This is a genomic window from Stenotrophomonas sp. TWI273 (assembly GCF_039674765.1).
Classification (GTDB): domain Bacteria; phylum Pseudomonadota; class Gammaproteobacteria; order Xanthomonadales; family Xanthomonadaceae; genus Stenotrophomonas.
The window spans coordinates 141,511-163,150 of sequence record NZ_JBDJOA010000007.1 but is presented as its reverse complement, the minus strand read 5'-3'; the positions used below and the strand labels follow the sequence as shown (position 1 = coordinate 163,150).

Annotated in this window: 17 protein-coding genes and 1 riboswitch; of the genes, 13 read left to right on the top strand and 4 right to left on the bottom strand. The window is 65.9% G+C overall.

All coding sequences use genetic code 11. From position 1 onward, the window contains the following. Positions 1-493: 493 nt before the first annotated feature. Entirely contained in the window at positions 494-2,062 is a 1,569-nt protein-coding gene (locus tag ABE571_RS12065) for a BCCT family transporter (protein ID WP_102788207.1), read from the bottom strand. A gap of 290 nt (positions 2,063-2,352) precedes the next feature. Further along, positions 2,353-2,454, top strand: a riboswitch (TPP riboswitch). Positions 2,455-2,595: 141 nt separating this feature from the next. On the opposite strand from ABE571_RS12065, the gene thiC reads away from it, so the two are divergent. From thiC to ABE571_RS12035, 6 genes are all read left to right on the top strand, one after another. Next, a complete protein-coding gene (gene thiC, locus ABE571_RS12060; protein ID WP_313209161.1) occupies positions 2,596-4,473 on the top strand; it encodes a phosphomethylpyrimidine synthase ThiC in 1,878 nt (625 codons plus the stop codon). A 97-nt stretch (positions 4,474-4,570) separates the two neighbouring features. Then, a complete protein-coding gene (locus ABE571_RS12055; protein WP_313209162.1) occupies positions 4,571-5,248 on the top strand; it encodes an ion channel in 678 nt (225 codons plus the stop codon). Positions 5,249-5,499: 251 nt separating this feature from the next. Continuing rightward, positions 5,500-7,839: a winged helix-turn-helix domain-containing protein gene (locus ABE571_RS12050; RefSeq protein WP_346493780.1), complete on the top strand. Its 2,340-nt coding sequence runs from the start codon at positions 5,500-5,502 to the stop codon at positions 7,837-7,839. A gap of 113 nt (positions 7,840-7,952) precedes the next feature. Continuing rightward, the gene (locus ABE571_RS12045; RefSeq protein WP_313209163.1) at positions 7,953-8,834 is read left to right on the top strand and encodes a helix-turn-helix transcriptional regulator; all 882 of its coding nucleotides are present in this window, start codon (positions 7,953-7,955) and stop codon (positions 8,832-8,834) included. A 69-nt stretch (positions 8,835-8,903) separates the two neighbouring features. Continuing rightward, positions 8,904-11,762, top strand: coding sequence for a TonB-dependent receptor (locus ABE571_RS12040; RefSeq protein WP_313209164.1), 2,859 nt, complete (start codon positions 8,904-8,906; stop codon positions 11,760-11,762). 174 nt (positions 11,763-11,936) lie between these two features. Further along, complete coding sequence (locus ABE571_RS12035) at positions 11,937-12,143, top strand: hypothetical protein (RefSeq protein ID WP_313209165.1); 207 nt, start codon at positions 11,937-11,939, stop codon at positions 12,141-12,143. Between the two features lie 56 nt (positions 12,144-12,199). On the opposite strand, the gene ABE571_RS12030 is transcribed toward ABE571_RS12035, so the two are convergent. Together ABE571_RS12030 and ppa are read right to left on the bottom strand one after the other, a co-directional pair. Next, positions 12,200-13,318: an HDOD domain-containing protein gene (locus ABE571_RS12030; RefSeq protein ID WP_313209166.1), complete on the bottom strand. Its 1,119-nt coding sequence runs from the start codon at positions 13,316-13,318 to the stop codon at positions 12,200-12,202. A gap of 154 nt (positions 13,319-13,472) precedes the next feature. Then, a complete protein-coding gene (gene ppa, locus ABE571_RS12025) occupies positions 13,473-14,009 on the bottom strand; it encodes an inorganic diphosphatase (RefSeq protein ID WP_019183821.1) in 537 nt (178 codons plus the stop codon). A gap of 240 nt (positions 14,010-14,249) precedes the next feature. Between ppa and ABE571_RS12020 the strand changes: the two genes are divergently transcribed. The 5 genes from ABE571_RS12020 (at position 14,250) to ABE571_RS12000 (ending at position 20,052) form a co-directional block, all read left to right on the top strand. Next, a complete protein-coding gene (locus tag ABE571_RS12020) occupies positions 14,250-14,744 on the top strand; it encodes a hypothetical protein (protein WP_313219650.1) in 495 nt (164 codons plus the stop codon). Between the two features lie 37 nt (positions 14,745-14,781). Beyond that, the gene (locus tag ABE571_RS12015; RefSeq protein WP_346493768.1) at positions 14,782-15,261 is read left to right on the top strand and encodes a hypothetical protein; all 480 of its coding nucleotides are present in this window, start codon (positions 14,782-14,784) and stop codon (positions 15,259-15,261) included. Between the two features lie 116 nt (positions 15,262-15,377). Beyond that, the gene (locus tag ABE571_RS12010) at positions 15,378-15,878 is read left to right on the top strand and encodes a sigma-70 family RNA polymerase sigma factor (RefSeq protein WP_313209169.1); all 501 of its coding nucleotides are present in this window, start codon (positions 15,378-15,380) and stop codon (positions 15,876-15,878) included. Between the two features lie 134 nt (positions 15,879-16,012). Next, positions 16,013-16,963 carry a FecR domain-containing protein gene (locus ABE571_RS12005; protein ID WP_313209170.1) on the top strand — a complete coding sequence of 317 codons (951 nt, stop codon included), beginning with the start codon at positions 16,013-16,015 and terminating at the stop codon, positions 16,961-16,963. 173 nt (positions 16,964-17,136) lie between these two features. Further along, a complete protein-coding gene (locus ABE571_RS12000) occupies positions 17,137-20,052 on the top strand; it encodes a TonB-dependent receptor (RefSeq protein WP_346493767.1) in 2,916 nt (971 codons plus the stop codon). 93 nt (positions 20,053-20,145) lie between these two features. On the opposite strand, the gene ABE571_RS11995 is transcribed toward ABE571_RS12000, so the two are convergent. Beyond that, the gene (locus ABE571_RS11995) at positions 20,146-20,403 is read right to left on the bottom strand and encodes a DUF2789 domain-containing protein (RefSeq protein ID WP_259259230.1); all 258 of its coding nucleotides are present in this window, start codon (positions 20,401-20,403) and stop codon (positions 20,146-20,148) included. Between the two features lie 165 nt (positions 20,404-20,568). Here ABE571_RS11995 and ABE571_RS11990 point away from each other — a divergent pair, with 165 nt between their 5' ends. Both ABE571_RS11990 and ABE571_RS11985 read left to right on the top strand, forming a co-directional pair. Further along, on the top strand, positions 20,569-21,156 hold the full coding sequence (locus ABE571_RS11990) for a biliverdin-producing heme oxygenase (protein ID WP_313209172.1): 588 nt from the start codon (positions 20,569-20,571) through the stop codon (positions 21,154-21,156). A gap of 49 nt (positions 21,157-21,205) precedes the next feature. After that, entirely contained in the window at positions 21,206-21,598 is a 393-nt protein-coding gene (locus ABE571_RS11985) for a YbaN family protein (protein WP_346482129.1), read from the top strand. Positions 21,599-21,640: the final 42 nt, after the last annotated feature.

Below are 21,640 nucleotides of genomic sequence, written 5' to 3'. Positions count from 1 at the left end.
AGAGCGTCAAGCAGGGCGTAAAGCAGGGCGTAAAGCAGGGCGCTTTGGGGCTGCGGGTAGTGGGCCGCCCTGGGTGGGTTGGCGGGACCCGCCGTGAATCCATCCATGGAGGCTCATGTCGCCGCATCCATGCGGCTCATGGTCCCGCCAACCCACCCACGCCGACCCACCCACAGTGGGTCGGTGCGCATGGCAAAAAGCGAACACGGCCGAAGCGGTAGAGCCACGCCATGCGTGGCTGCTTTGCCTCAACCAGGAGCCAAGGCGTCAGGTGCACGCTGCTGCGCCGAGCTTGGCCCGGCGGCTCTCCCCAGAACCACCTTGAAACTGTGAGCGGGACGGGGCGGGTGGGTTGTCGGCCCCATGAGCGCCATGGATGGCGCGACATGAGCCTCCAAGGACGGATTCACGGCGTGTCCCGCCAACCCACCCGCCCCGGCCCGCCCACCGATAGCCCGGGAGCGTGCCGCTCTAAGCGACCAACCCAGCCACCCTAAGGCGCCCGAGCCGCCTCATCGCGTGTCTCTTCCTGCGCCGCGATCTCCCGCTCGATCCACTCGTCCATCAACCGCCGCGCGCGCTGCGCACGGCGCCGCTGCAGCGCATGCTCCATATCCAGTACCCGGTACAACGACCACATCACCGCCAGCATCAACAACGCAAACGGCAGTGCCGCGATCGTGATCATCCCCTGCAGCGCATTGAGGCCGCCGGCCAACAGCAGCACGCCCGCGATCAACGCAATCGCCACGCCCCACACCATCCGGCGCGCCAGCGGCGGATCGCCGGCCTCCTCCGTCGACATCGTCGCCAGCACCAGCACCGCCGAATCGGCCGAGGTCACGAAGAAGATCATCAACAGCACCAGCGCGATCACCGACAACACCGTCGGCATCGGCAGGCTGTCGAACATCGTGAACAGCACCGTCTCGTAGCCATTGCCCAGCGCCTGGGCCAGATCCACGTGGCCGAAGATCTGCGACCACAGCGCCGTGCCACCGAATACCGAGAACCACAGGAAGCCCAGCACGCTCGGTGCGATCACCACGCCCAGCACGAACTCGCGGATGCTGCGCCCACGCGAGACGCGCGCGATGAACGAACCCACGAACGGCGCCCACGCGATCCACCACGCCCAGTAGAAGATCGTCCAGTCCGCCACCCACGTGCTGCCCGAGAACGGGGACATCCGCAGGCTCATCGTCACCAGCGAATTGAGGTAGGAGCCGATCGTGGTGGTGAACGTATCGAAGATGAAGCCGGTCGGCCCCAGCACCAGGATCAGCGCCAGCAGCAATGCCGCCAGGCCGAGGTTGAAGTTCGAGAGCCATTTGATGCCGCGGTGCACGCCACTGGTGGTGGAGGCCATGTACAGCACGAACGCCACCGCGATGATGGTCAACTGCACGGGTACCGAGGCCTGGATACCGAACACGCGCTCAAGGCCGGCCGCGATCTGGATCGTGCCGAAGCCCAGCGTCGTGGCCACACCGATCGCCGTGGCGACCACGGCGGCGACGTTGACCACGGTACCCATCCAGCCGCGGTGATGCGCGCCGATGATCGGCTGCAGCAGATCGCTGATCAGCCCGCGGCCGTTGCGGTTGAACTGGAACCAGGCCATCGCCAGGCCGATCAGCGCGTAGATCGCCCAGGGATGCAGGCCCCAATGGAAGAACGCATAGCGCATCGATGCGCGCGCCGCTTCCATGCTTTGCGGGGCCAGTCCCTCGGGCGGCTTCACGAAGTGCGAGATCGGTTCGGCCGCGCCCCAGAAGACCAGGCCGATGCCCATGCCGGCGGCGAACAACATCGACATCCAGCTCGCATTGGAAAAATCAGGCTCGGCATCCTCGCCGCCGATGCGCAGCGAACCGAAGCGGCCGAAGGCCAGGTACATCAGGAACGACAGCGTGATGAACACCACCAGCAGATACAGCCAGCCAGTACTGCGGATGATGGTGGACAGGCCGCTCTGGACGACCTCGTTGAAGGGGCCCGGCGCGAGGCCGGCGATCAGCACCAGCAGTGCGACCAGTGCGATGGAAATGCGGAACACCATGCAGGCGTGTCTCCGATCAGTAGGGGCGAGCCGAGGCTTGCAATCTCCAGCGGCACAACGGCAACAACTGGGGCGGATCAAGCCGGTCGAGGCCGGTCAGTACGGACGTCAATGGCGTCGAGCAGAGCGCGGTGTGCGCACGATCCGGAGGCTACCCCCTGACCGCACCGCATACCGCGCTGCAGCATGGTAGTGCATGGGGTGTCGGCGCTCTGTTCACATGCAAAGGCCCATCACGTCAGTGTGCGGCTCGGTCGTGCGCCCGTGGGCGCCGCTTTGTGCTCTAATTCGCCCCGAAGCGGGGGTACCGCGGCCCAGTGGCCAAGGTTGAGACAGTCCCTTCGAACCTGATCCGGTTGATACCGGCGTAGGGAAGCTTCGCATCTGCAGATGCATTGCGCCGTAGGGCCACCGCGCCCGGAGACCGCCCGCAATCCGTCCGTCGAGCGCCGCCGTTTCGTCCCTCCCATGCGAATCCCTCGCATAGAACCGCACAGTCCCTGTGCGGGGATTGAACCTAGGACGATGCCTCGATGAACGCACAGCTCTCCGCCCTGCAGCAACAGGCCCAGCAACTCTCCGAATCGGTCACGCGGCCGATTCCCGGCTCGCACAAGATCCACGTGCAGGGCTCGCGCAGCGACCTCCAGGTGCCGATGCGCGAGATCACGCTGACCCGCACGCCCACCTTGTTCGGTGGCGAAGAGAACGCGCCGGTCACGGTGTACGACACCTCCGGCCCCTACACCGATCCGGCTGTCGCCATCGACCTTTCCGTCGGCCTGCCTGCGCTGCGCGCGGCCTGGGTGGCCGAGCGCGGCGATACCGAGGTGCTGGACGGCCTGAGCTCGGCATTCGGCCGCTCGCGCGAAACCGATGCCCGTCTGGACGCGGTGCGCTTCCCCGCGCGGTTGCAGCCTCGCCGTGCGCGGGCCGGCGCCAATGTCACCCAGATGCACTACGCACGCCGCGGCATCATCACGCCGGAGATGGAGTTCGTGGCGATCCGCGAGAACCAGCGGCTCGATGCGATCCGCGACGCCGCACTGCTGCAGCAGCATCCCGGCGAGTCCTTCGGTGCCTCGATCCCCAGGATCATCACCCCCGAGTTCGTCCGCGATGAGATTGCGCGTGGCCGTGCCGTGCTACCCAACAACATCAACCACCCGGAAAGCGAGCCGATGATCATCGGCCGCAACTTCCTGACCAAGATCAACGCCAACATCGGCAACAGCGCGGTGTCCTCGGGCATTGCCGAGGAGGTGGAAAAGCTGGTCTGGGCGATCCGCTGGGGCGGCGATACCGTGATGGACCTGTCCACCGGCAAGCACATCCATGAAACCCGCGAGTGGATCCTGCGCAACTCGCCGGTGGCGATCGGCACCGTGCCGATCTACCAGGCCCTGGAGAAGGTCGATGGCCGCGCCGAAGAACTGAACTGGGCGATCTTCCGCGACACGCTGATCGAGCAGGCCGAGCAGGGCGTGGACTACTTCACCATCCACGCCGGCGTGCTGCTGCGCTACGTGCCGCTGACCGCCAAGCGCGTGACCGGCATCGTCTCGCGCGGTGGCTCGATCATGGCCAAGTGGTGCCTGGCGCATCACAAGGAGAACTTCCTCTACACGCACTTCGAGGACATCTGCGAGATCATGAAGGCCTACGACGTGACCTTCTCGCTGGGTGACGGCCTGCGCCCGGGCTGTATCGCCGATGCCAACGATGCCGCGCAGTTCGGCGAGCTGGAGACGCTGGGCGAGCTGACGAAGATCGCGTGGAAGCATGACGTGCAGACCATGATCGAAGGCCCCGGCCACGTGCCGATGCAGCTGATCAAGGAGAACATGGACAAACAGCTGCGCGAGTGCGGTGAAGCCCCGTTCTATACGCTCGGCCCACTGACCACCGATATCGCGCCGGGCTACGACCACATCACCAGTGCGATCGGTGCGGCCATGATCGGCTGGTACGGCACCGCGATGCTCTGCTATGTCACCCCGAAGGAACACCTGGGCCTGCCCAACCGCCAGGACGTACGCGACGGCATCATGGCCTACCGCATTGCCGCGCACGCCTCGGACCTGGCCAAGGGCCACCCCGGCGCGCAGGTCCGCGATAACGCGCTGAGCAAGGCGCGTTTCGAATTCCGCTGGGAAGACCAGTTCCATCTCGGGCTGGATCCGGAAAAGGCCAAGGAATTCCATGACGAGACGCTTCCCAAGGACGCGCACAAGCTCGCCCACTTCTGCTCGATGTGCGGCCCGCACTTCTGTTCGATGAAGATCACCCAGGATGTGCGCGATTACGCCGCCGGGCAGGGGCTGGAGGCGCACACGGCGCTGGAGGCCGGCATGGCCGAGAAGTCCGCCCAGTTCCGCGAGCTCGGGGCGCAGGTGTATCGCCAGGAGTGAGGCAGCGGCCGTGGCGGCGCACAACGCCACGGCCATCATCCGCCGCCTGCGTGATTCCCGCTAAGCTCGGCGCGACCAGGCAGGGATGGGGACGACGATGGCGATAGCACGCAGCACCAAATGGCTGGCCATCGCGCGCCGGCATCCCTCGGCCTGGTTGTTGGCCGTGCAGCTGCTCGGCGTCCTGCTGTATCCGGCAATGGACGAGGCTGGCGCCAGCCGCGCCCTGTTCGGGGCGTTCGGCATCGCCGTGCTTGGCCTGGCGTTGTGGGTGGTACGACGCAGCCCGCTCGGCATGTGGGTGGCGCTGGTGCTGGCCATTCCTTCGGTGGTGTTTTCCATCTCAGGCGCTCTGTTGGAGCGCCCGGCGCTGGTCACCACCGCGCAGCTGCTGGAATGCCTGCTGTATTTCTATACGGCGGGCAGCCTGATCGCCTACATGCTCCAGGACCACAAGGTGACCCGCGATGAGCTGTTCGCGGCGGGCGCCACCTTCACGCTGTTGGCGTGGGCCTTCGCCTTCGCTTTCGCGGTGTGCCAGCAGTGGTACCCGGGCAGTTTCGTGGCGGCCAGCGAGAGCGAACTGCGCACCTGGATGGAGCTGCTTTATCTGAGCTTCAGCTTGCTGTCCGGGGTCGGTTTGAGCGATGTGGTGCCCATCCATTCCCAGGCGCGCGCGCTGGTGATGCTGGAGCAGTTCGCAGGCGTGATGTACGTGGCGTTGGTGGTCTCGCGGCTGGTGGGACTCACCATGCTGACCCGTGCACGAAACTGAATCCAACATAAAAAATTCGCGCCAGAAGGCGCGAATGTTGACGCGTTTTATGTGAATTCATCGGCGAGAGAGAGCCTGTTGTCGGCCGCACGCACAGGCGCGGTTAACCGGCATAGGCTAGTATTCGCGCGCCTCGGTGTTTTTGCGGTTTGCGCCGATGGCGTGTGCGGAATCTGGCGGTTCGTCCTCGTGTATCGATTGTGACGTTCGCGTGAATTCCAGTGGTTTTTTGCATTTTCCTCGTGTCCTGGATGATCAGCAACGACAGTGAGCGCCCCTCCGCCGATGTGATTCGAATCGGCGACTTCCTCGTTACTCTCTCCTCGCGGGAAGTGATGAGCGAAGGCCTGCGTCGCCCACGTCGACTGACACCCAAAGCATTGGGTGTTCTCAAGGCGCTGCTGCGTTCTCCAGGGGCGGTGGTTACCCGTGATGAACTGTTTGCGGAGGTCTGGCCGGATACGCTGCCGACCAACGACGTGCTGACCCAGGCGGTCACCCAGCTGCGCAAGGCCTTCGCCACTGATGACGATGCGGCCGAACCCTATATCGAAACCATTGCCAAGACCGGTTACCGCCTGCTGATGCCGGTCAGCGTGGTCGACGATGCCGCACCTGTGCTGCTGCTCGAGCCCGCGCTGCCGTCGGCCTCCACGCCTGTGCTCGCCGCCGCGCACGTACCGGCGGCACTGCCGCATGCACCGCCCCCGCAGGACCCGATCAAACGTCGTCGGCGGCGCATCCGCCGCTACGCGGTCATGGTCGTCGGGCTGGTGATGGTGGTGGCGCTGCTGGTGATGGCCGCCATGCTGATGCAACGTGATCCGCCGGCCTCAGCGGTCGAGGCCGCGGTGGAGGACGGCACGCGGGTGATCGGTAGTCCTCAACGCCCGTATCGCCTGATTACCGCCACGGCAGGATTTGAAACGTATCCCACGCTGTCCCCGGATGGATCGCAGATCGCCTATGAAGCCGATGTGCCCAGCCGACCGGGCAGTGTCATCAAGGTGCAGACCTCCGGTAATGCACCAGCACGCGTGCTGGTCGAGCCGCCCACGGGCATGTCCGACCGCTTCCCGAGCTGGTCGCCCAATGGCCGTGAGATCGCGTTCGCCCGGTTCGGCCCGGCCGAAAGCTGCGAGGTGTTGATCGCCAGTGCGACGGGTGGGGCGGTGCGCCATGTGACCCGTTGCGACGGCACTGAGCTGCTCAGTTTCGACTGGACCCCGGACGGTCGCGGCCTGGTCTTCGGCTCGCTGTCCGGACGGTATGCGCAGCGCGGCATCCGCACCCTGGATATCGCCAGCGGCCGCTGGCAGCCGCTCGACTACGACATTGGCAGCGACAACTTCGAATATGCACCGCGGTACTCACCGGATGGGCGCTGGATCGTGTTCGTGCGCAATCCGCAGATCGGCGATCTGTGGCGCATGCCGGCCGAGGGGGGCAGTCCGGAGCAGCTGACCGATGATTCGGCGGAGATCCGTGGCTGGGCGTGGCGCGGCGACAGTCGCCACATCGTGTTCGGCCGCCGGGTCGACAGCGAATCGCGCCTGTATGAGCTCGATACCGATACGCGCGTTCTGCGCGACGTTGGTCTTGACGATGCGCAGTCCCCCACCGTTTCCCGGGCGAACGACATGCTCGCCTTCGTACATCGGCGCCCCCAGTTCGGCTTGTTCCGCGTGCCGGTGGAGGCAGCCGGGCTGGGTGTGCCGCAACGGCTGTTCCCCTCGGGAGGCCGTGACTCGCAGCCCATGGTCTCTCCGGACGGTCAGCAGATCGTGTTTTCTTCGGACCGTTCGGGCAGCTATGCGCTGTGGTGGGCGGATCTGCAGCGACCTGAGTCGTTGCGTCCGATCGAGGGCCTCAGGCCCGAAGCGCGCCAGGCCTCGGACTGGTCGCATGACGGCAAGCGGGTGCTGGTGTTGGGGCGCGATGAGCATGCCAACCCCGGGATCTATGAGGTCTCCCCGCGCGATGAGCAGACGTTGCGTCTGCCGGTTCCGGTGCGCCAGCCATTGCAGGCGCTGTACGGCAAGGATCCGCTGCAGGTGCTGGTGGTGGAACGCGACCGTGATGAGCGGATGCGTCTGTCGCTGTTCGATCGCAGCCTGACCCCGTGGCGACTGATCAGCAGCATCGAGGGCGTTTCCCAGGCGCGTTATGACGTCGCCGGCGAGCGCGTATTGTTCACCCGGCTCTCGGCAGGGGGGCTTTGGCAGGCCGACGCTGCGCTGAGTTCACGGAGCATCCGCCAGATCAGCGAAGACCGCCCCACGCGCTGGCGGTATCGCACCTGGACCGTGTCCGCGCAGGGGGGGATCGACTATCTTTCCAATCGCTCTGATTGCGCCACGGTGTTCACCCGGATCGCACAGCCGATCGCCGATCAGGAGCATTGCCTGGATGCAGACCGCCTCAGCGCCAGCAATGGATTCAGCGCAGGACCCGGCGGGGAGGCGCTGTATGTCGCGCTGGCGGTGGCCGATGGTACTGACATCGGCGTGATGTCGCTCCCCGAGCGCGTACCGTCGCTGTTTCCGGGGTTCGTCAAGTCTATGATTTTAAAAACAAAAAACCCTTCGTAACTTCTTCGTGGCGTCCTCGTCTCGAATTCGTATCAATCTCGCCAGGACTTCCTGAGGCAGCGGCCTGATTTGGCAAGACTGCAGGCCAGCAAAGGCAAACTCTTGGTGAAGTCATGCGTCAGCTCTCCCTGGCCGATCGCGGTCAATCGCTCTCCCTGGACAAGGTCGTTGACGACGGTCCGTTGCCCACCTGTCTGGGTGTGGCCCGGTTGGGCAGTCTGCAGAGTCCTGGGACGACCTTCACCGTGTGGATCCAGTTGCGGGGCAGTGCGTGGGTCGAGTCCAAGGAAGGGCGGTTCCGCTTGCGCCAGCGTGAGTGGATCGCCTTCGAGAAGGAATCCCGCCCCATGGTCCAGGCCGGCCGCGACGGCTTGTGCATCGGGCTGAGCCTGGCGCCGGACGCGCTGCGCGCGCTGGGTGAGCTCACCGACTGCAGTCTCTACGCGGGTCGCGGCAGCATGAGCCGCAGCGACGCCCGCGTCGCCCTGCGGCTGTGGCGTGACGTCCTGGCCACTGGCCATCCTACCCAGGCCCTGCGCCCGGTGCTGCTGCATCTGGCCGCCCTGCAGCAGGGCATGGCGACGGGCGTACAGCGCTGCCCGGGGCGTTCGCGCAGCCGCAAGCGCCAGGTCTTCGGACGCATGCAGCGCGCCCGTCTGTACCTTGAGGGCAACAGCCACCGCGTCGTGCGCATTGGTGAGCTGGCCGAACTGACCAATTTCTCCAGCTGGTACCTGTCAAAGACGTTCCAGAGCCTGTACGCGGAAAGCCCGCAATCGCTTTCCGCGCGCCTGCGCCTGGAGCGCGCCGCCGATCTGCTGCGCGACACGGACATGATGGTGGGCGAGGTGGCGGCAGCGAGTGGATTTGACAACTGCTGCAGCTTCGCACGGGCGTTTCGAGCCCGCTTCGGACTGTCCGCGTCACGCTATCGTGAGGCCGGTGCGAATCTCTCGCCAGATTCGGCAAAGTCTTCGGTTGTCTCACGCAAATAATTCACTGCAACGCAATCGTAACTTTCCGAGGCGTTTTTAACACGCTACTAACGTACCTCGGAGAGATAAATGAATTTTCGTACTCCCGCAGTGCGGCTGGGCCTTCTGCCCGCCGGCATTGCGCTTGCCCTGACGCCGGCCTTTGCTTCGGCGCAGGAAGCAAGCGGCACGACCGACCTGGACCGCATCCAGGTCACCGGCTCGCGTATCCGTCAGGCCAGCACCGAGACCGCCCAGCCGGTGATCGCGCTGCAGCGCGCCGACATCGAGAAGCAGGGCTTCACCAGCGTCGCCGACATCGTCCAGAACCTGTCGGCCACCGGCTCGCCGGCCATCAGCCGCGCCGATGCGCTGTCCTCGGGTGAAGAAGTTGGCGGCCAGTACGTCGACCTGCGCAACCTCGGCCCGGAGCGCACGCTGGTGCTGCTCGACGGCAAGCGCATGGGCGTCAGCTCCGGCGGTTACACCGACCTCGCCTCGATCCCGACCTCGGTCGTGGAGCGCATCGAAGTCCTGACCGATGGCGCTTCGGCGATCTACGGTTCCGACGCGATCGCCGGCGTGGTGAACATCATCACCCGCAAGAACTTCGACGGTCTGGAAGCCAGCGTCTACAAGGGCCAGTACGGCCAGGGCGACGGCGACAAGACCACCTACAACTTCGTGTACGGCCAGACCGGCGATCGCGGTTCGATCACCCTTGGCGCCGAGTACAGCGAGGAAAAGCCGGTTCTGGCCAAGAACCGTCGCTACAGCGCCTCGGCCAACGGTTACCGCCATCCGGTCCCGACCGATGAGGACACCAACGGCTGGAGCGCGATCACCGAGAAGGGCGTGCTGGTTACCGATGATGGCAACTACGTCCTGAACCCGGGCGGCGCCTCGAACAACTTCGGCGATTACCACGATCTGGGCAACGCCGATCTGTCCAACCCGTCGCAGCAGATGTTCCTGTCGACCGGCATCAAGCGTCGTTCGGTCTTCTCCAACGGCCAGTTCGATTTCACCGACAACATCCGCGGTACCGCCAGCGTTCTGTACACCGAACGCGAAGCGCTCCAGCAGATCGCCGGCTACCCGTACCGTTCGGCTGCCTACGACACCCAGATGGACGCCAACAGCGTCTTCAACCCGCTCGATACCGACGTTGATTTCATGCGTCGTACGTGGGAAGTGCCGCGTCAGACCAAGTCCGAGCTCAACACCTTCCGCTTCAGCGGCGGTCTGGAAGGCTCGTTCGAGTTCGCCGACAAGTACTTCGACTGGGATGTGGGCTACGTCTACAACCGGAACAAGGGCGTCAAGACCGGCACCGGCAATCTGTTCATTCCGAACGTGAAGAATGCCGTGGGCCCGTCGTACCTGGATGCGAATGGTGTCGCCCAGTGCGGTACCGCCGCGGCTCCGATCGCCGGCTGCACCCCGTGGAACCCGCTGCTGCCGTACGGCTCCACCGCCGACGGTTCGCTGTCCAACCCGGATCTGCAGAAGTACCTGTTCCTGCCGACCCACGACACCTCGCTGACCACCAGCAAGGTCTACAGCGCCAACCTGAGCGGCGCCATCGTGACCCTGCCGGCCGGCGACCTGTCCTTCGCGACCGGCTACGAGCACCGCGAAGAAGAAGCCGAGTACAACCCGGATGCGCTGCTGCAGTCGGGCCTGAGCACCGACCTGGCCGGTGCGCCGACCGCCGGTGGCTACAAGCTGGACGAGTTCTACCTGGAACTGAACGTGCCGATCCTCGCCGATCTGCCGTTCGCCAAGGAACTGTCGGTCGACATGGCCGGCCGTTACTCGGACTACAACACCTTCGGTGACACGTTCAACTCCAAGTTCGGCCTGAAGTGGAAGCCGATCGACGACCTGCTGGTCCGTGGCACCTATGCCACCGGCTTCCGTGCGCCGACCGTCGCCAACCTGTACGGTGGCACCTCGCAGAGCTTCGACAAGTACACCGACCCGTGCGACACCGCCTTCGGTGCAGCCGTGCGCAACCCCGACGTCGCTGCCCGTTGCGGCGGCGCGGTGCCGGCCAACTTCCGTCAGGAAGCGTCGGGTGGCATTGATGCCACCGGCCCGGGTGCACAGTCGAACTACCCGTACCTGTCCGGTTCCAATGATGGCCTGCTGCCGGAAACCTCCAAGACCTGGACCGTCGGCCTGGTCTACAGCCCGAACTTCGTGCAGGGCCTGGATGTCAGCCTGGACTGGTGGAAGATCCGCATCGACAACGTCATCGCGGCGGAGTCGGTCACCTCGATCCTCAACCAGTGCTACGTGCTGAACAACGCCAACGCCTGTGACCGTGTCACCCGTGACACCGACTCCGGTCAGGTCGTCGACGTGACCCGTACGCTGATCAACGGCGGCTACCAGGAAACCGCAGGTTACGACCTGGGTATCCGTTACCGTCTGCCGGAACTGTCCTTCGGCAATGTCGTCATCGACTGGAAGACCACCTATGTGGACTACCTCGAGTACAAGCGCGACAACGAAGCTGAAACCGCTGTCGAGCAGCACACTGGCTGGGGCACCGGCGATTGGGGCGGCAACTTCCGCGTGCGTTCCAACCTGAACATCGATTGGAGCCTGGGCAACTTCGGCGTCAACTGGGGCATGCGTTACTACTCCGGCCTGAAGGAAGAGTGCGCCTACGATCGCGAAGGCGGCCCGGAGTGCAACAACCCGAGCTACTCGTCGGCCTATACGCTGGCGATCCCGGTGCGCAACACCGGTTCGAACACGTTCCATGACCTGCAGGTGCGTTACACCACCCCGTGGGATGCCACCATCTCGGCGGGCGCGAACAACGTGTTCAACCACGAAGGCCCGGTGATGTACAGCCAGCCGAACTCGAGCTTCTCCTACTACGGCGGCTTCGACATCGGTCGGTTCTACTACCTGAAGTACACCCAGCGCTTCTGATCCATCGAAGCAATGGCGTAAAAAGAAAGGAGGGCGGGCCGCAAGGTCCGCCCTCCTTGCGTTGTGGGGTAAGGAAAGTCTGAGTTTTAGCGAAAGGTGATCCGCCTCACGTTTCGGGCGTAAATTCAGTTGATACCGTCAATCGGTCCAATCGTGGACGATTGAGAGATCGATATGAAAATGACGCTCGCTCAGAAGATTTCCGCTGTACTGCTTGCCTCCCTGGCGACCGCGGCCAGTGCATCGCCCGGCTTGATCGTCTGCGCAGGAGGGCGTTACTGCCAAGAGGTCCGCATCGAATGCCTCGCCGACGGTGGCTCCGCCGCCATGTGCGAGCGCCTGTGGCGCTTGTGCGTGCTGGACGCCTGTCCGCAGCGCTGAAACGACGATGGCGCGCCACAGGGCGCGCCATCCTTTGAGAACGCTTTACCCCGCACTCAGGCGTCGCTGGCGACCAGCCCCATCAGTGCGTTGGCGTGATCGCGCCACTGCGGGAGCTTGTTGAGCACGCCGGCCCGCTGCAGATACTCCTCGTCCACCGGATCGCCATTGATCAGCGCCAGTGCTACATGCACCGCACCGGTCACCCAGAAACTGCGGGTGTTCGAGCGCTGCGGCTGCAGGTGGAAGGCCACCGCCTCGATGATCGGCATCGGCAGGCCCCACAGCCCCAGCAGGTAGGCGCCTGCCTCGGCGTGACCCGGGCGATTCTCTGCCGGGTCTTCGGCGGTGCGTTCGTTGCGTACGCCCGGCAGCAGCAGGCCGATGTCGGCCAGCAGGGCCGCGGTGGCGCCCAGTTCGGCGCTGGACTCCGGCAGCAGCTTGGCGGCCAGGCGGGAGGCCAGCAGCGCACGCTGTTGCAGCGAGTTGCGCTCGGCACCGGACAGCGGCTGCGCGGAAAACACTTCGCTGGCCAGGACCAGATCACGCAGGGTCGACAGCCCCAGGCGGGTCACGGCGGTGCGCAGGTCGGAAATGATCCGGCCATTGTTGAAGAATGCCGAGTTGGACAGCTGCAGCACCTTGGCTGCGATGGCCGGGTCGGCCGCGACCAGCTTGGCCACGTCGGCGGTGTTGGTATCGTCGTCGTGCTCAAGCGCCTGGGTCAGGGTCAGGTACAGATGCGGCGGGGAGGGCAGCTTCTCGATCCGGCCGATGGCGCTGCGCAGGCGCGCGCTGTCCAGCAGTTCGCGCAGCTCTTCCAGGCTGGTCAGGGCTTCGAGCAGGACCTCCGGGGCCAGCGGCATCGGCAGGAAGCGATGGGCCACGCCGATCAGGCGCGCCGGCGGCGGGCGGTTGCCATGCTCGGCATCCACCAGCGCGATCCGGATGGTTTCAGGGCGCAGCGTGCGGATCTGGCCGAGCAGTGTCGTAGCGTTGAGATCGGGCAACTGCGGGCACACGATCACCGCATCCACCGGCGAGCCGGCAACGATGCCCATGGCGCTCTGGCCATCGGTCGCGGTCAGCGGTTGCCACTCTTCCCCAAGATCGGCAATGAATTCCAACAGCTCAGCCGACAGGCTGGCTTCGTCCCCAACAAGCAGAATGCGCACGACACGGTCCCCTGGCTGACCACGGTGAAACGCACCGTGGACGGTGTGAAGAGACGCAATGTACCCAATCCGGCACGAATAGTGATGTGCCGCATTGAAAAAACGTGATGCGCATCGCTCCGGCAATGGTGTGCCGGAGCGACGCCGGTCAGTCTCAGGCGATGTTGCCGAGGTAGCGCTGGTGCGCTTCGACCAGGATCTTCTTGGCTTCGGCGGCGCCGCCCCAGCCATCGAGCTTGACCCACTTGCCCTTTTCCAGGTCCTTGTAGTGCTCGAAGAAGTGGCCGATGCGCTCCAGCCAGTGGCTGGACACCTGCTCGATGTCCTCGACGTGGGCATAGCCACTGAACACCTTGGAGATCGGCACGGCCAGGATCTTCTCGTCGCTGCCGGCTTCATCGCTCATCTTGAGCACGCCGACCGGACGGCAACGCACCACCGAGCCCGGGACCAGCGGCAGCGGCAGCACCACCAGCACGTCGGCCGGATCGCCATCACCGCACAGGGTGCTCGGCACGTAGCCGTAGTTGCACGGGTAGCGCATCGGGGTGGAGAGGATGCGGTCGACGAAGATCGCGCCGGTTTCCTTGTCCACTTCGTACTTCACCGGCTCGGAATCCTTCGGGATTTCGATGATGACGTTGATTTCTTCCGGCGGGTTCTTGCCCGGCGAAACGAGTTCCAGACCCATGGGTGTGCTCCAGCTGAGAGGGGGTACGGCGCAAAGTCCGCCATTTTAGGCCCATTGGCGGCCAGCGTGCAGCGCGACGGCGGCGCGGATGTGGCGCTGCACCCGAAAGGGGGCGTCCGCTGGGTGGGGGCTTGGCCACATCGGCCTGCCGGGAACCCCGACCGTTCATCGGGATGGCGCCTGATGTCGGGAACCAGAGCGCATGAGGATCATGCAGCTCTACCCGCCAGGAGCATGCCGATGACACTGACCCGCCTGATGGCCCGCACGCTGCTCCCCTTCTCGCTGGTGGCCAGCGCGGGTGTCCAGCCCGCCGATGCCCACCCGGGAAGGTATGTCGACCTGGTCGACTACCCGGACAAAGAGGCCAACTGGGACCGGTTCTACGCGCTGCAGGACCACCTGGGCGCCGAGTTCCATGACCTGTGCGGGGATACCTACTGCGAAGGGGCGTACAGCAACCACGTGCTGCTGCAGTTCCGATGCTCGGTGTGGCGGGCGACGGGGACGGTACACGCGTGCGCGCTGGTCGTCGGCGCCGGCAACCTCGATGTGGACACCCCGACGGGCCGGGTTCTGCCTGACAGCCGTGCCTGGGTCTGCGCCGCCCCATTGGGCGCCGATACGCCGGTGGAGATGCTGCAGGCAGCGCTTGAGCGCCGGGGGGCCTTGCTCCGGCCCTTGCCAGGCTCGTTCTTCTCGCTGCATGACGCCTTGTCTGATTGCCTGAACTGATCGCCCGGCATTGGATGCCATCTACAGGAGAACACTCATGCGTACCGCTATCGCCGGTGTAGTGCTGTTGGTTACTGCCTGGGGCGCTGCTGCCGTGGAGGCCAACGGCGGACGCGCGTATGTCGATGCGCGGCTGTATCCGAACCAGACGGCGGGCTGGGAGCGCTTCCGGGCGGCGGAGGCACGCCTGGTGCGCGGCTTCGATCAGGTCTGTGGCGATACCTTCTGCGAGGGGGAATACCACAACCTGCAGGCGCTTCGTTTCCGCTGCTCGGTGGACGCGGCTACCGGCCACGTCGGCGAGTGTCTGTGGACGTTTACGGGCAGTACGGCCCGTGTAGACATGGGGAGCGGCCGGATACAGGTGGATGCGCAGACCTGGGCGTGCCGGTTGCCGTTGGCTGGCAACACGCCGTTGTCCGATCTGCTGGGTACGCTGGAAGGCGAGGATCCACTCCATGCGCCGTTGCCTGGTACCCGCGACAGCATTTATGAGGGTCTGACCGTCTGTCTGTGAGCCAGGGGCTGTCGCCATGACGGCTGCGCCAAACGTGACTGATTCTCATTTGCGGAGTAACATGCCGCGCCTTACGGGTTGCCGTGTCCCTGCGGTCCCGCTTCGTGCATCGGCCCATGTCCACCAACGCCACTACCCTGACCGAGCTGTTGATCCGCGAACGCCCGGCGCTGCTGCGTCTGGTGCAGCGCATTCTGGGCAGCGACAGCGGCGCAGAGGATGTGATCCAGTCCATCTGGTTCAAGGCCCGGGGCGTGGACAGCGGGCAACCGATCAGCAACCCGCGTGCCTATCTGTACCGACTGGCCGCCAACCTGGCGACCGATCATGGCCGTGAGCGCACGCGCCGCACGCGCCTGTTGGCCGAGCACTACCTGTGGGGCCCGGAGGAGGCGCTCTCGACCGAAGAGCAGGCGATGGCGCAGGACGAACTGCAGCGCGTGCTGGACGCGGCCGAGCACCTGCCCGAGCCGACCCGCACCATCTTCCGCCTCAACCGCCTGCAGGGCATGACCCAGGTGGACGTCGCCAAACGCCAGGGCGTGTCCGTGACGACCGTGGAAAACCACGTGCGCACTGCACTGCAGCGATTGGCCTGGGCGCGCACCGGGCGCTGAGCGGCACCCGCTGGGCTTGGGGAAGCCCGTTTCCCATCCGTCTTGATCATAATGCCGTCCCTTCCGGCCTCTTCTTCGTCCGCGCGTGATCGCGCGATCCACCGCCAGCCATGAGCCCGCCCCAACAGCCTCCGATGTCCCGACCTTTGCCGCCATCCGACCCTGCTGCCGTCCAGGCCCGTGCCTGGATTGCCTGGCTGGCGTCCGGCGCGGTCGAGCCGGTGCAGATGCAGGCCTTCGAGCAGTGGCTGGCCGAGCCGGACAATCGCCGCACCTTCGAGTACGAGCGCCAGCTGTGGCGCAGCCTCGGGCCGCGACCGGTACCCGCGGCGGCGGCAACACGGTCACGGCGTCGGCCGCGGTGGCCGCTGGTCGGGGCGGCCACCGCGGCGGCGCTCGCGCTGGCGTGGATGGCACCGGAGGCGTGGCTGCGGCTGCAGGCCGATCACCGCAGCGGGACGGGCATCCAGGCCGTGGCGCTGCCCGATGGCAGCCGCGCCGTGCTCGATGCCGACAGTGCCATCGCGGTCCGGTACGACGGGCAGGTGCGCCGCATCGCGCTGTTGCGCGGGCACGCCTGGTTCCAGGTGACGCCCGATCCGGCGCGTCCGTTCCAGGTGGAGGCGCAGGGCGGTGTGATCGAAGACATCTCCACGGCGTTCGCGGTCGCCAGAGAAGACGATCACGTGGAAACGAGGGTCGAACAGGGCCGGGTCCGGGTCGCAGCGGCCGATCGGGCGGGCTGGACGTATCTCGACGCGGGGCAGCGCGCGCGCTTTGCACCGGGCGGGCGGGTCACGCGGGAGCAGGACGTCGCCCTTGACCGCATCGCCGCATGGCGCGAGGGCGAACTGCTGCTCGAGGCGACCGGGGTCGAGGATGCGGTGCGGCGCATCGCGCGCTATCGCGCTGGCGCCACCTTCGTGCGTGGCGATCTGTCGGCTCTGCCCGCCGTCAACGCCGCCTTCCGCATCGACCGGCCCGAACAGGCACTGGACGCGCTGGCGGTCAGCGCTGGCTTGAGCGTCACCCGGCTGCCGATGGGGGTGGCGATCGTGGCACCGGCCAGCATCACGGCGGAGTAGCGCCGCGAATCCGCCGTCGTGGCATCACGCACACGCACCGGTCTTGGGGCTGTGCCCGGTTCGTTCGTCTTACTCGGCACAACGTACCCGCCGCCGCCACGTACGTCCGCTGCATCCGCACCCGTGTGCGGGTGACCCGCCTCTGCGGCACTGATCTTCTGACAGGTTTTTCCATGCGCATCTCCACCCGCGCGGGCCATCGTCCGCGCCCGTCACGTCTCTGCATCGCTCTGCTCACGGCTGGCCTGGCGGCTGCGCCCGGCCTGCCGGCATTCGCCCAATCCAGCGCGGCACCCGCTGCGGCAACGCTGCGGTTCGACATTTCCGCCCAGCCGCTGTCCGATGCGCTGCGCACCTACATGCGCCAGTCCGGTGTGCAGGTCGCCTATCCGGCCGCGCTGGCCGAAGGCGTGACCTCCACGGCGGTGGCCGGGCAGATGGATGTGCAGTCTGCCTTGCTGCGCCTGCTGCAGGGCAGCGGGCTGAGCCTGCGCCAGGTCGGGCCGGAAGCGGTCACGCTGGAGCGTGCCGTGGCGGCAGCCAACGACGATGGCCTGATCGTCACCGATGCGCTGAGCGTGGCCGGCAACCGCATCGAGGGCGGCGGCGATGCCGAGCGTGCGCTGGAGGTGTACCGCACGGCGGGTTCCAGTGCCTATATCGCGCGCGCCACCATCGAGCGCTTCCGCGGCACCTCCACCTCGGACATCGTCAAGGGCGTGGCCGGCGTCACCGCGGGCGATCCGCGTACCGCCAACGCGCTGGACGTGAACATCCGCGGCATCCAGGGCCAGAGCCGCATCCCGGTGATCATCGACGGTGGGCAGTCCACCATGGATACCTACCGTGGCTACGCGGGCCAGTCGCAGCGCACCTATCTCGATCCGGACCTGATCTCCAACATCACCATCACCAAGGGGCCGAGTCTGGGCGTCAATGCGTCCGGTGGCATCGGTGGCGTGGTCGAGATGGAAACGCTGAAGATCGACGACGTACTGCGTGATGGTCGCGATGCCGGGCTGCGCGTGCGCACCGGCATGGCCAATGCCAGCGCCAACAACGTACCCGCCTATGACGCCGCACCGCGTACCGACCGCAGCGCGCTGGGCAGCCAGTTCTTCAACATCGCCACGGCCAAGCAGTGGGATCGCGTCGACCTGGTCGCGGCGTACGCATGGCGCGAGAACGGCAACTACTTCTCGGGCAAGCACGGCTACGACGATTTCCCGCAGACGCGGCGCACCCTGGCGCCGTTGAATCCGCCGGATACCGAGGTGTTCAACACCTCCTCGCGCTCGGCGTCGTTCCTGCTCAAGGGCACCTGGCGCATCGACGACAACCAGACGCTGGAAGCCGGCTACCGCCGCTATGAAGGCACCGCCGGCGAAATCATGGCCTCGCAGATCATCCGCGTGGACCGCGACCGCGTGCCGCAGTGGGATCCGGGCCATGTGGACATGGATGCCTACAACCTGCGCTACCGCTTCAACCCGGACAATGAGCTGATCGATCTGAAGGCCAACCTCTGGTACACCGACGCCGACAGCCTGATGTACAACGGCCTGACCGGCATCACTCCGTGGTACTTCGATCGCCGCACCGAGTGGTACGACGGCCCGTCGTTCAATACCGATCCGGGCTACAAGGACGCCTACCGCAATGAGCTGACCCAGACCCGGCTCGGCTTCGATGTGGGCAACACCACGCACCTGGATTCCGGCGCCGGGCTGTTCACGCTGGACTACGGCCTGTCCTTCAGCGATGAGGACGTCGGCCCCGGCCCGCATTCGCCGGTCATGCACGACGACCTGGTCAACAACCGCTTCCTGCGCAACGCCGAGCGCAAGGAGTACAGCGCGGTGGCCTCGGTCAAATGGCAGCCGGACGAGCATTGGGAAGTGGTGGTCGGTGGCCGCTACAACCGCGTCAATGTGCATGACCGCAACCGCCTGGCCACGCCGGACAGCTACGGCGTGATCGGTCAGTATCGCTACACCCAGCTGCTGGACGGCAACCCGAACCTGCCGGCCTGGCGCGCCAAGCGCATCGCCATGTTGAACTGGTATCCCGATGCCAACGGCCAGTTCACCGAGGCCTCGTTGCTGGCCTCCCCGTACGAGAAGGGGACGGTCGGTGACATCACCGGTTGGAACTTCTACGACGCCGATGACGCCGAAGACCTGCGCGTACCGGTCAGCTGGACCTGGTCGCAACCGATCCGTCGCCGCGACAGTGCCTTCATGCCCAGCGCCAGCGTCGCCTACCGCTTTGACGAAGACACGATGGTGTACGTGAAGTACGCCGAAGGCGTGAAGCTGCCGAGCCTGTTCGAAACCACGCTGGGCCTGTTCACCGCGGCCAAGCCCACCGGTGAGCTCAAACCGGAGCGGGCAGGGACCTGGGAAATCGGCGCGAGCACGGTGCGCCACGGCCTGTTCACCGAGGGCGACCAGGCCGGGTTCAAGCTGGCCTACTTCAACACGCGCATCGATGATCTGATCACCCGCGATTACCGCACTCTTTCGGCCGGCCTGATCCGCAACGTGGACCGCTTCAAGGTCGCCGGCGTGGAGTTCCAGTCCAGTTATGACAGCGGCACGGTGTTCGCCGATCTGTCCGCGCATTACTACCTCCAGGCCAAGACCTGTGCGCCGGACATTGCCGCCGAGCGCCGCGCCTACGGTATCCAGCGCAGGATCGAGGAACTGAAGAACACCCCGGACTGCGTGGATGGTGGCTTTGAAGGGTCCTACAGCAACACCCAGAACCCGCCGCGCTACAACGTCAACCTGACCCTGGGTTCGCGGCTGTTCGACCAGCGCCTGAGTTTTGGTACCCGGGTGATCCACAACGCCGGCCCGATCAGCGCGCTGGACAAGGAATGGAACGTCGGCCTGTCGGCGATCCAGCAGCTGTACCGCGCGGCGAGCATCGTGGATCTGTTCGCCAGCTGGCAGGCCAGCGAGCAGTTCGCGGTGGACCTCAACGTGGACAATCTGACCGACCGCTACTACCTCGATCCGCTGGCGTTGGGCGTGATGCCCGCACCGGGCCGGACCGTGCGTCTGGCGCTGACCTACCGCTACTGATGCCCGGACACGACAGGGGCCGGCATTGCCGGCCCCTGCGTGCCTCCGGCCTGCACACAGGGTGCGCGGCCGGTATCGGCATCCGGCGATCGCTCAGCCGGCGTTGGCCTGTACGGTCGCATCGGCGTGCAGCGCTTCACTGAGCTCATCGACCACGATCGCCCACTCCGCATCCGAGCGCAGCTGCTCGGTCAGGAACTGGCGCTGCCCGTCGTTCCAGTAGGGCGCTTCGATCAGGCGGATCTCGTTGGACAGCTGGTGATCGCGGATGAAGGCGGCAATCGCTTCCTCGCTGGCGTCCAGGCCGAGCTGCAGGAACAGATTGGTCATGCGCGGTTCGGTGGTGATCATCGTGTCATTCCAGTGGCAGGGCGTGGTCCGTATTATCGGGGCAAGGCCGTGACGGTGGCATGTGACGGTCGCACCGCTGATCACGCGACAATGGGCTTGGGGTTGCCCCCGTGCCAGACGTCTTCAACAGAGAACCGTGCCCCACTTCCCCACCCAAGCAGTGCCATGATCGTCATCGATACTCCCGAAGCCACCCGCAGCCAACGTCTCAAGGCGGCCACCCGTGACAGCCACGGCGCGCTGGACAAGCGCATCATGGCCGGCGACATCTTCGCCAGCCGCGACCTGTTCGCAAAGTTCCTGCGCGTGCAGTACCGCTTCCACCGCGATATCGACGCGCTGTACGGCAACCCCGCGCTGGATGCACTGCTGCCCGATCTGGACGAGCGCCGCCGGCTGCCGCTGATCGCCCGCGACCTGTCCGACCTGGAACAGACCCTGCCGCTCCCGGCATCCACGTACCTGGATGGCGACCTGCCGCTGCCGGTCGCCCTGGGCTGGCTGTACGTCGCCGAAGGCTCCAACCTCGGTGGCACCGTGCTCTACAAGATGGCTGCCAGGCTGGGTCTGGACAGTGGTTTTGGCGCGCGCCATCTGGCCGCCCATCCCGATGGTGCTGCCCGCCACTGGCGCGAGTTCACCGCCGCGCTGGATGGTGTCGCGCTGACCGAGGTGCAGGAGCAGCAGGTGATCGATGCGGCCGATGCGGCGTTCCGCAGCGTGCACGGGCATGTCGAGGAAGAATTCGCATGACCGCTGCGCCTTCCAGGCGCGTCGCGCCGGGCCGCAACTGCCGCCCATGATGCGCTGGCTCTGGTTCGGCCTGGGCTGGATCATGGTGGCGCTGGGCGTCATCGGCGCACTGCTGCCGGTGATGCCGACCACGATCTTCCTGATCCTGGCCGTCGGCTGCTTCGCGCGCAGCTCGCCGACGTTCGAACGTCGGCTGCTCGAGCATCCTCGTTATGGTCCACCGCTGCGCCTGTGGCGCGAGCAGGGCGCGATCAGCCGCAAGGGCAAGGCCTTCGCCGGCGCCGGCATGGCGTTCGGCTTCGTCATGTTCTGCTGGGGCGCGCATCCGTCCTGGCCGCTGCTGGTGGGCGTCGGCCTGTTCTTTGCGGCCAGTGCGGCCTATGTGCTGTCACGGCCTGCGCCGCGGCCGTCGGCCACGGCCGACCGTCCGCCGGAGCGCTGAACGTGCTGTCTGCCCGGTACTGATTCCCACCGCCTAGCCGCG

What these genes read in the sequence shown, in the direction of transcription:
- ABE571_RS12065 (WP_102788207.1), bottom strand. Translation starts at nt 2,062, where the DNA reads ATGGTGTTCCGCATTTCCATCGCACTGGTCGCACTGCTGGTGCTGATC.
- thiC (WP_313209161.1), top strand. Translation starts at nt 2,596, where the DNA reads ATGAACGCACAGCTCTCCGCCCTGCAGCAACAGGCCCAGCAACTCTCC.
- ABE571_RS12055 (WP_313209162.1), top strand. Translation starts at nt 4,571, where the DNA reads ATGGCGATAGCACGCAGCACCAAATGGCTGGCCATCGCGCGCCGGCAT.
- ABE571_RS12050 (WP_346493780.1), top strand. Translation starts at nt 5,500, where the DNA reads ATGATCAGCAACGACAGTGAGCGCCCCTCCGCCGATGTGATTCGAATC.
- ABE571_RS12045 (WP_313209163.1), top strand. Translation starts at nt 7,953, where the DNA reads ATGCGTCAGCTCTCCCTGGCCGATCGCGGTCAATCGCTCTCCCTGGAC.
- ABE571_RS12040 (WP_313209164.1), top strand. Translation starts at nt 8,904, where the DNA reads ATGAATTTTCGTACTCCCGCAGTGCGGCTGGGCCTTCTGCCCGCCGGC.
- ABE571_RS12035 (WP_313209165.1), top strand. Translation starts at nt 11,937, where the DNA reads ATGAAAATGACGCTCGCTCAGAAGATTTCCGCTGTACTGCTTGCCTCC.
- ppa (WP_019183821.1), bottom strand. Translation starts at nt 14,009, where the DNA reads ATGGGTCTGGAACTCGTTTCGCCGGGCAAGAACCCGCCGGAAGAAATC.
- ABE571_RS12020 (WP_313219650.1), top strand. Translation starts at nt 14,250, where the DNA reads ATGACACTGACCCGCCTGATGGCCCGCACGCTGCTCCCCTTCTCGCTG.
- ABE571_RS12015 (WP_346493768.1), top strand. Translation starts at nt 14,782, where the DNA reads ATGCGTACCGCTATCGCCGGTGTAGTGCTGTTGGTTACTGCCTGGGGC.
- ABE571_RS12010 (WP_313209169.1), top strand. Translation starts at nt 15,378, where the DNA reads ATGTCCACCAACGCCACTACCCTGACCGAGCTGTTGATCCGCGAACGC.
- ABE571_RS12005 (WP_313209170.1), top strand. Translation starts at nt 16,013, where the DNA reads ATGTCCCGACCTTTGCCGCCATCCGACCCTGCTGCCGTCCAGGCCCGT.
- ABE571_RS12000 (WP_346493767.1), top strand. Translation starts at nt 17,137, where the DNA reads ATGCGCATCTCCACCCGCGCGGGCCATCGTCCGCGCCCGTCACGTCTC.
- ABE571_RS11995 (WP_259259230.1), bottom strand. Translation starts at nt 20,403, where the DNA reads ATGATCACCACCGAACCGCGCATGACCAATCTGTTCCTGCAGCTCGGC.
- ABE571_RS11990 (WP_313209172.1), top strand. Translation starts at nt 20,569, where the DNA reads ATGATCGTCATCGATACTCCCGAAGCCACCCGCAGCCAACGTCTCAAG.
- ABE571_RS11985 (WP_346482129.1), top strand. Translation starts at nt 21,206, where the DNA reads ATGCGCTGGCTCTGGTTCGGCCTGGGCTGGATCATGGTGGCGCTGGGC.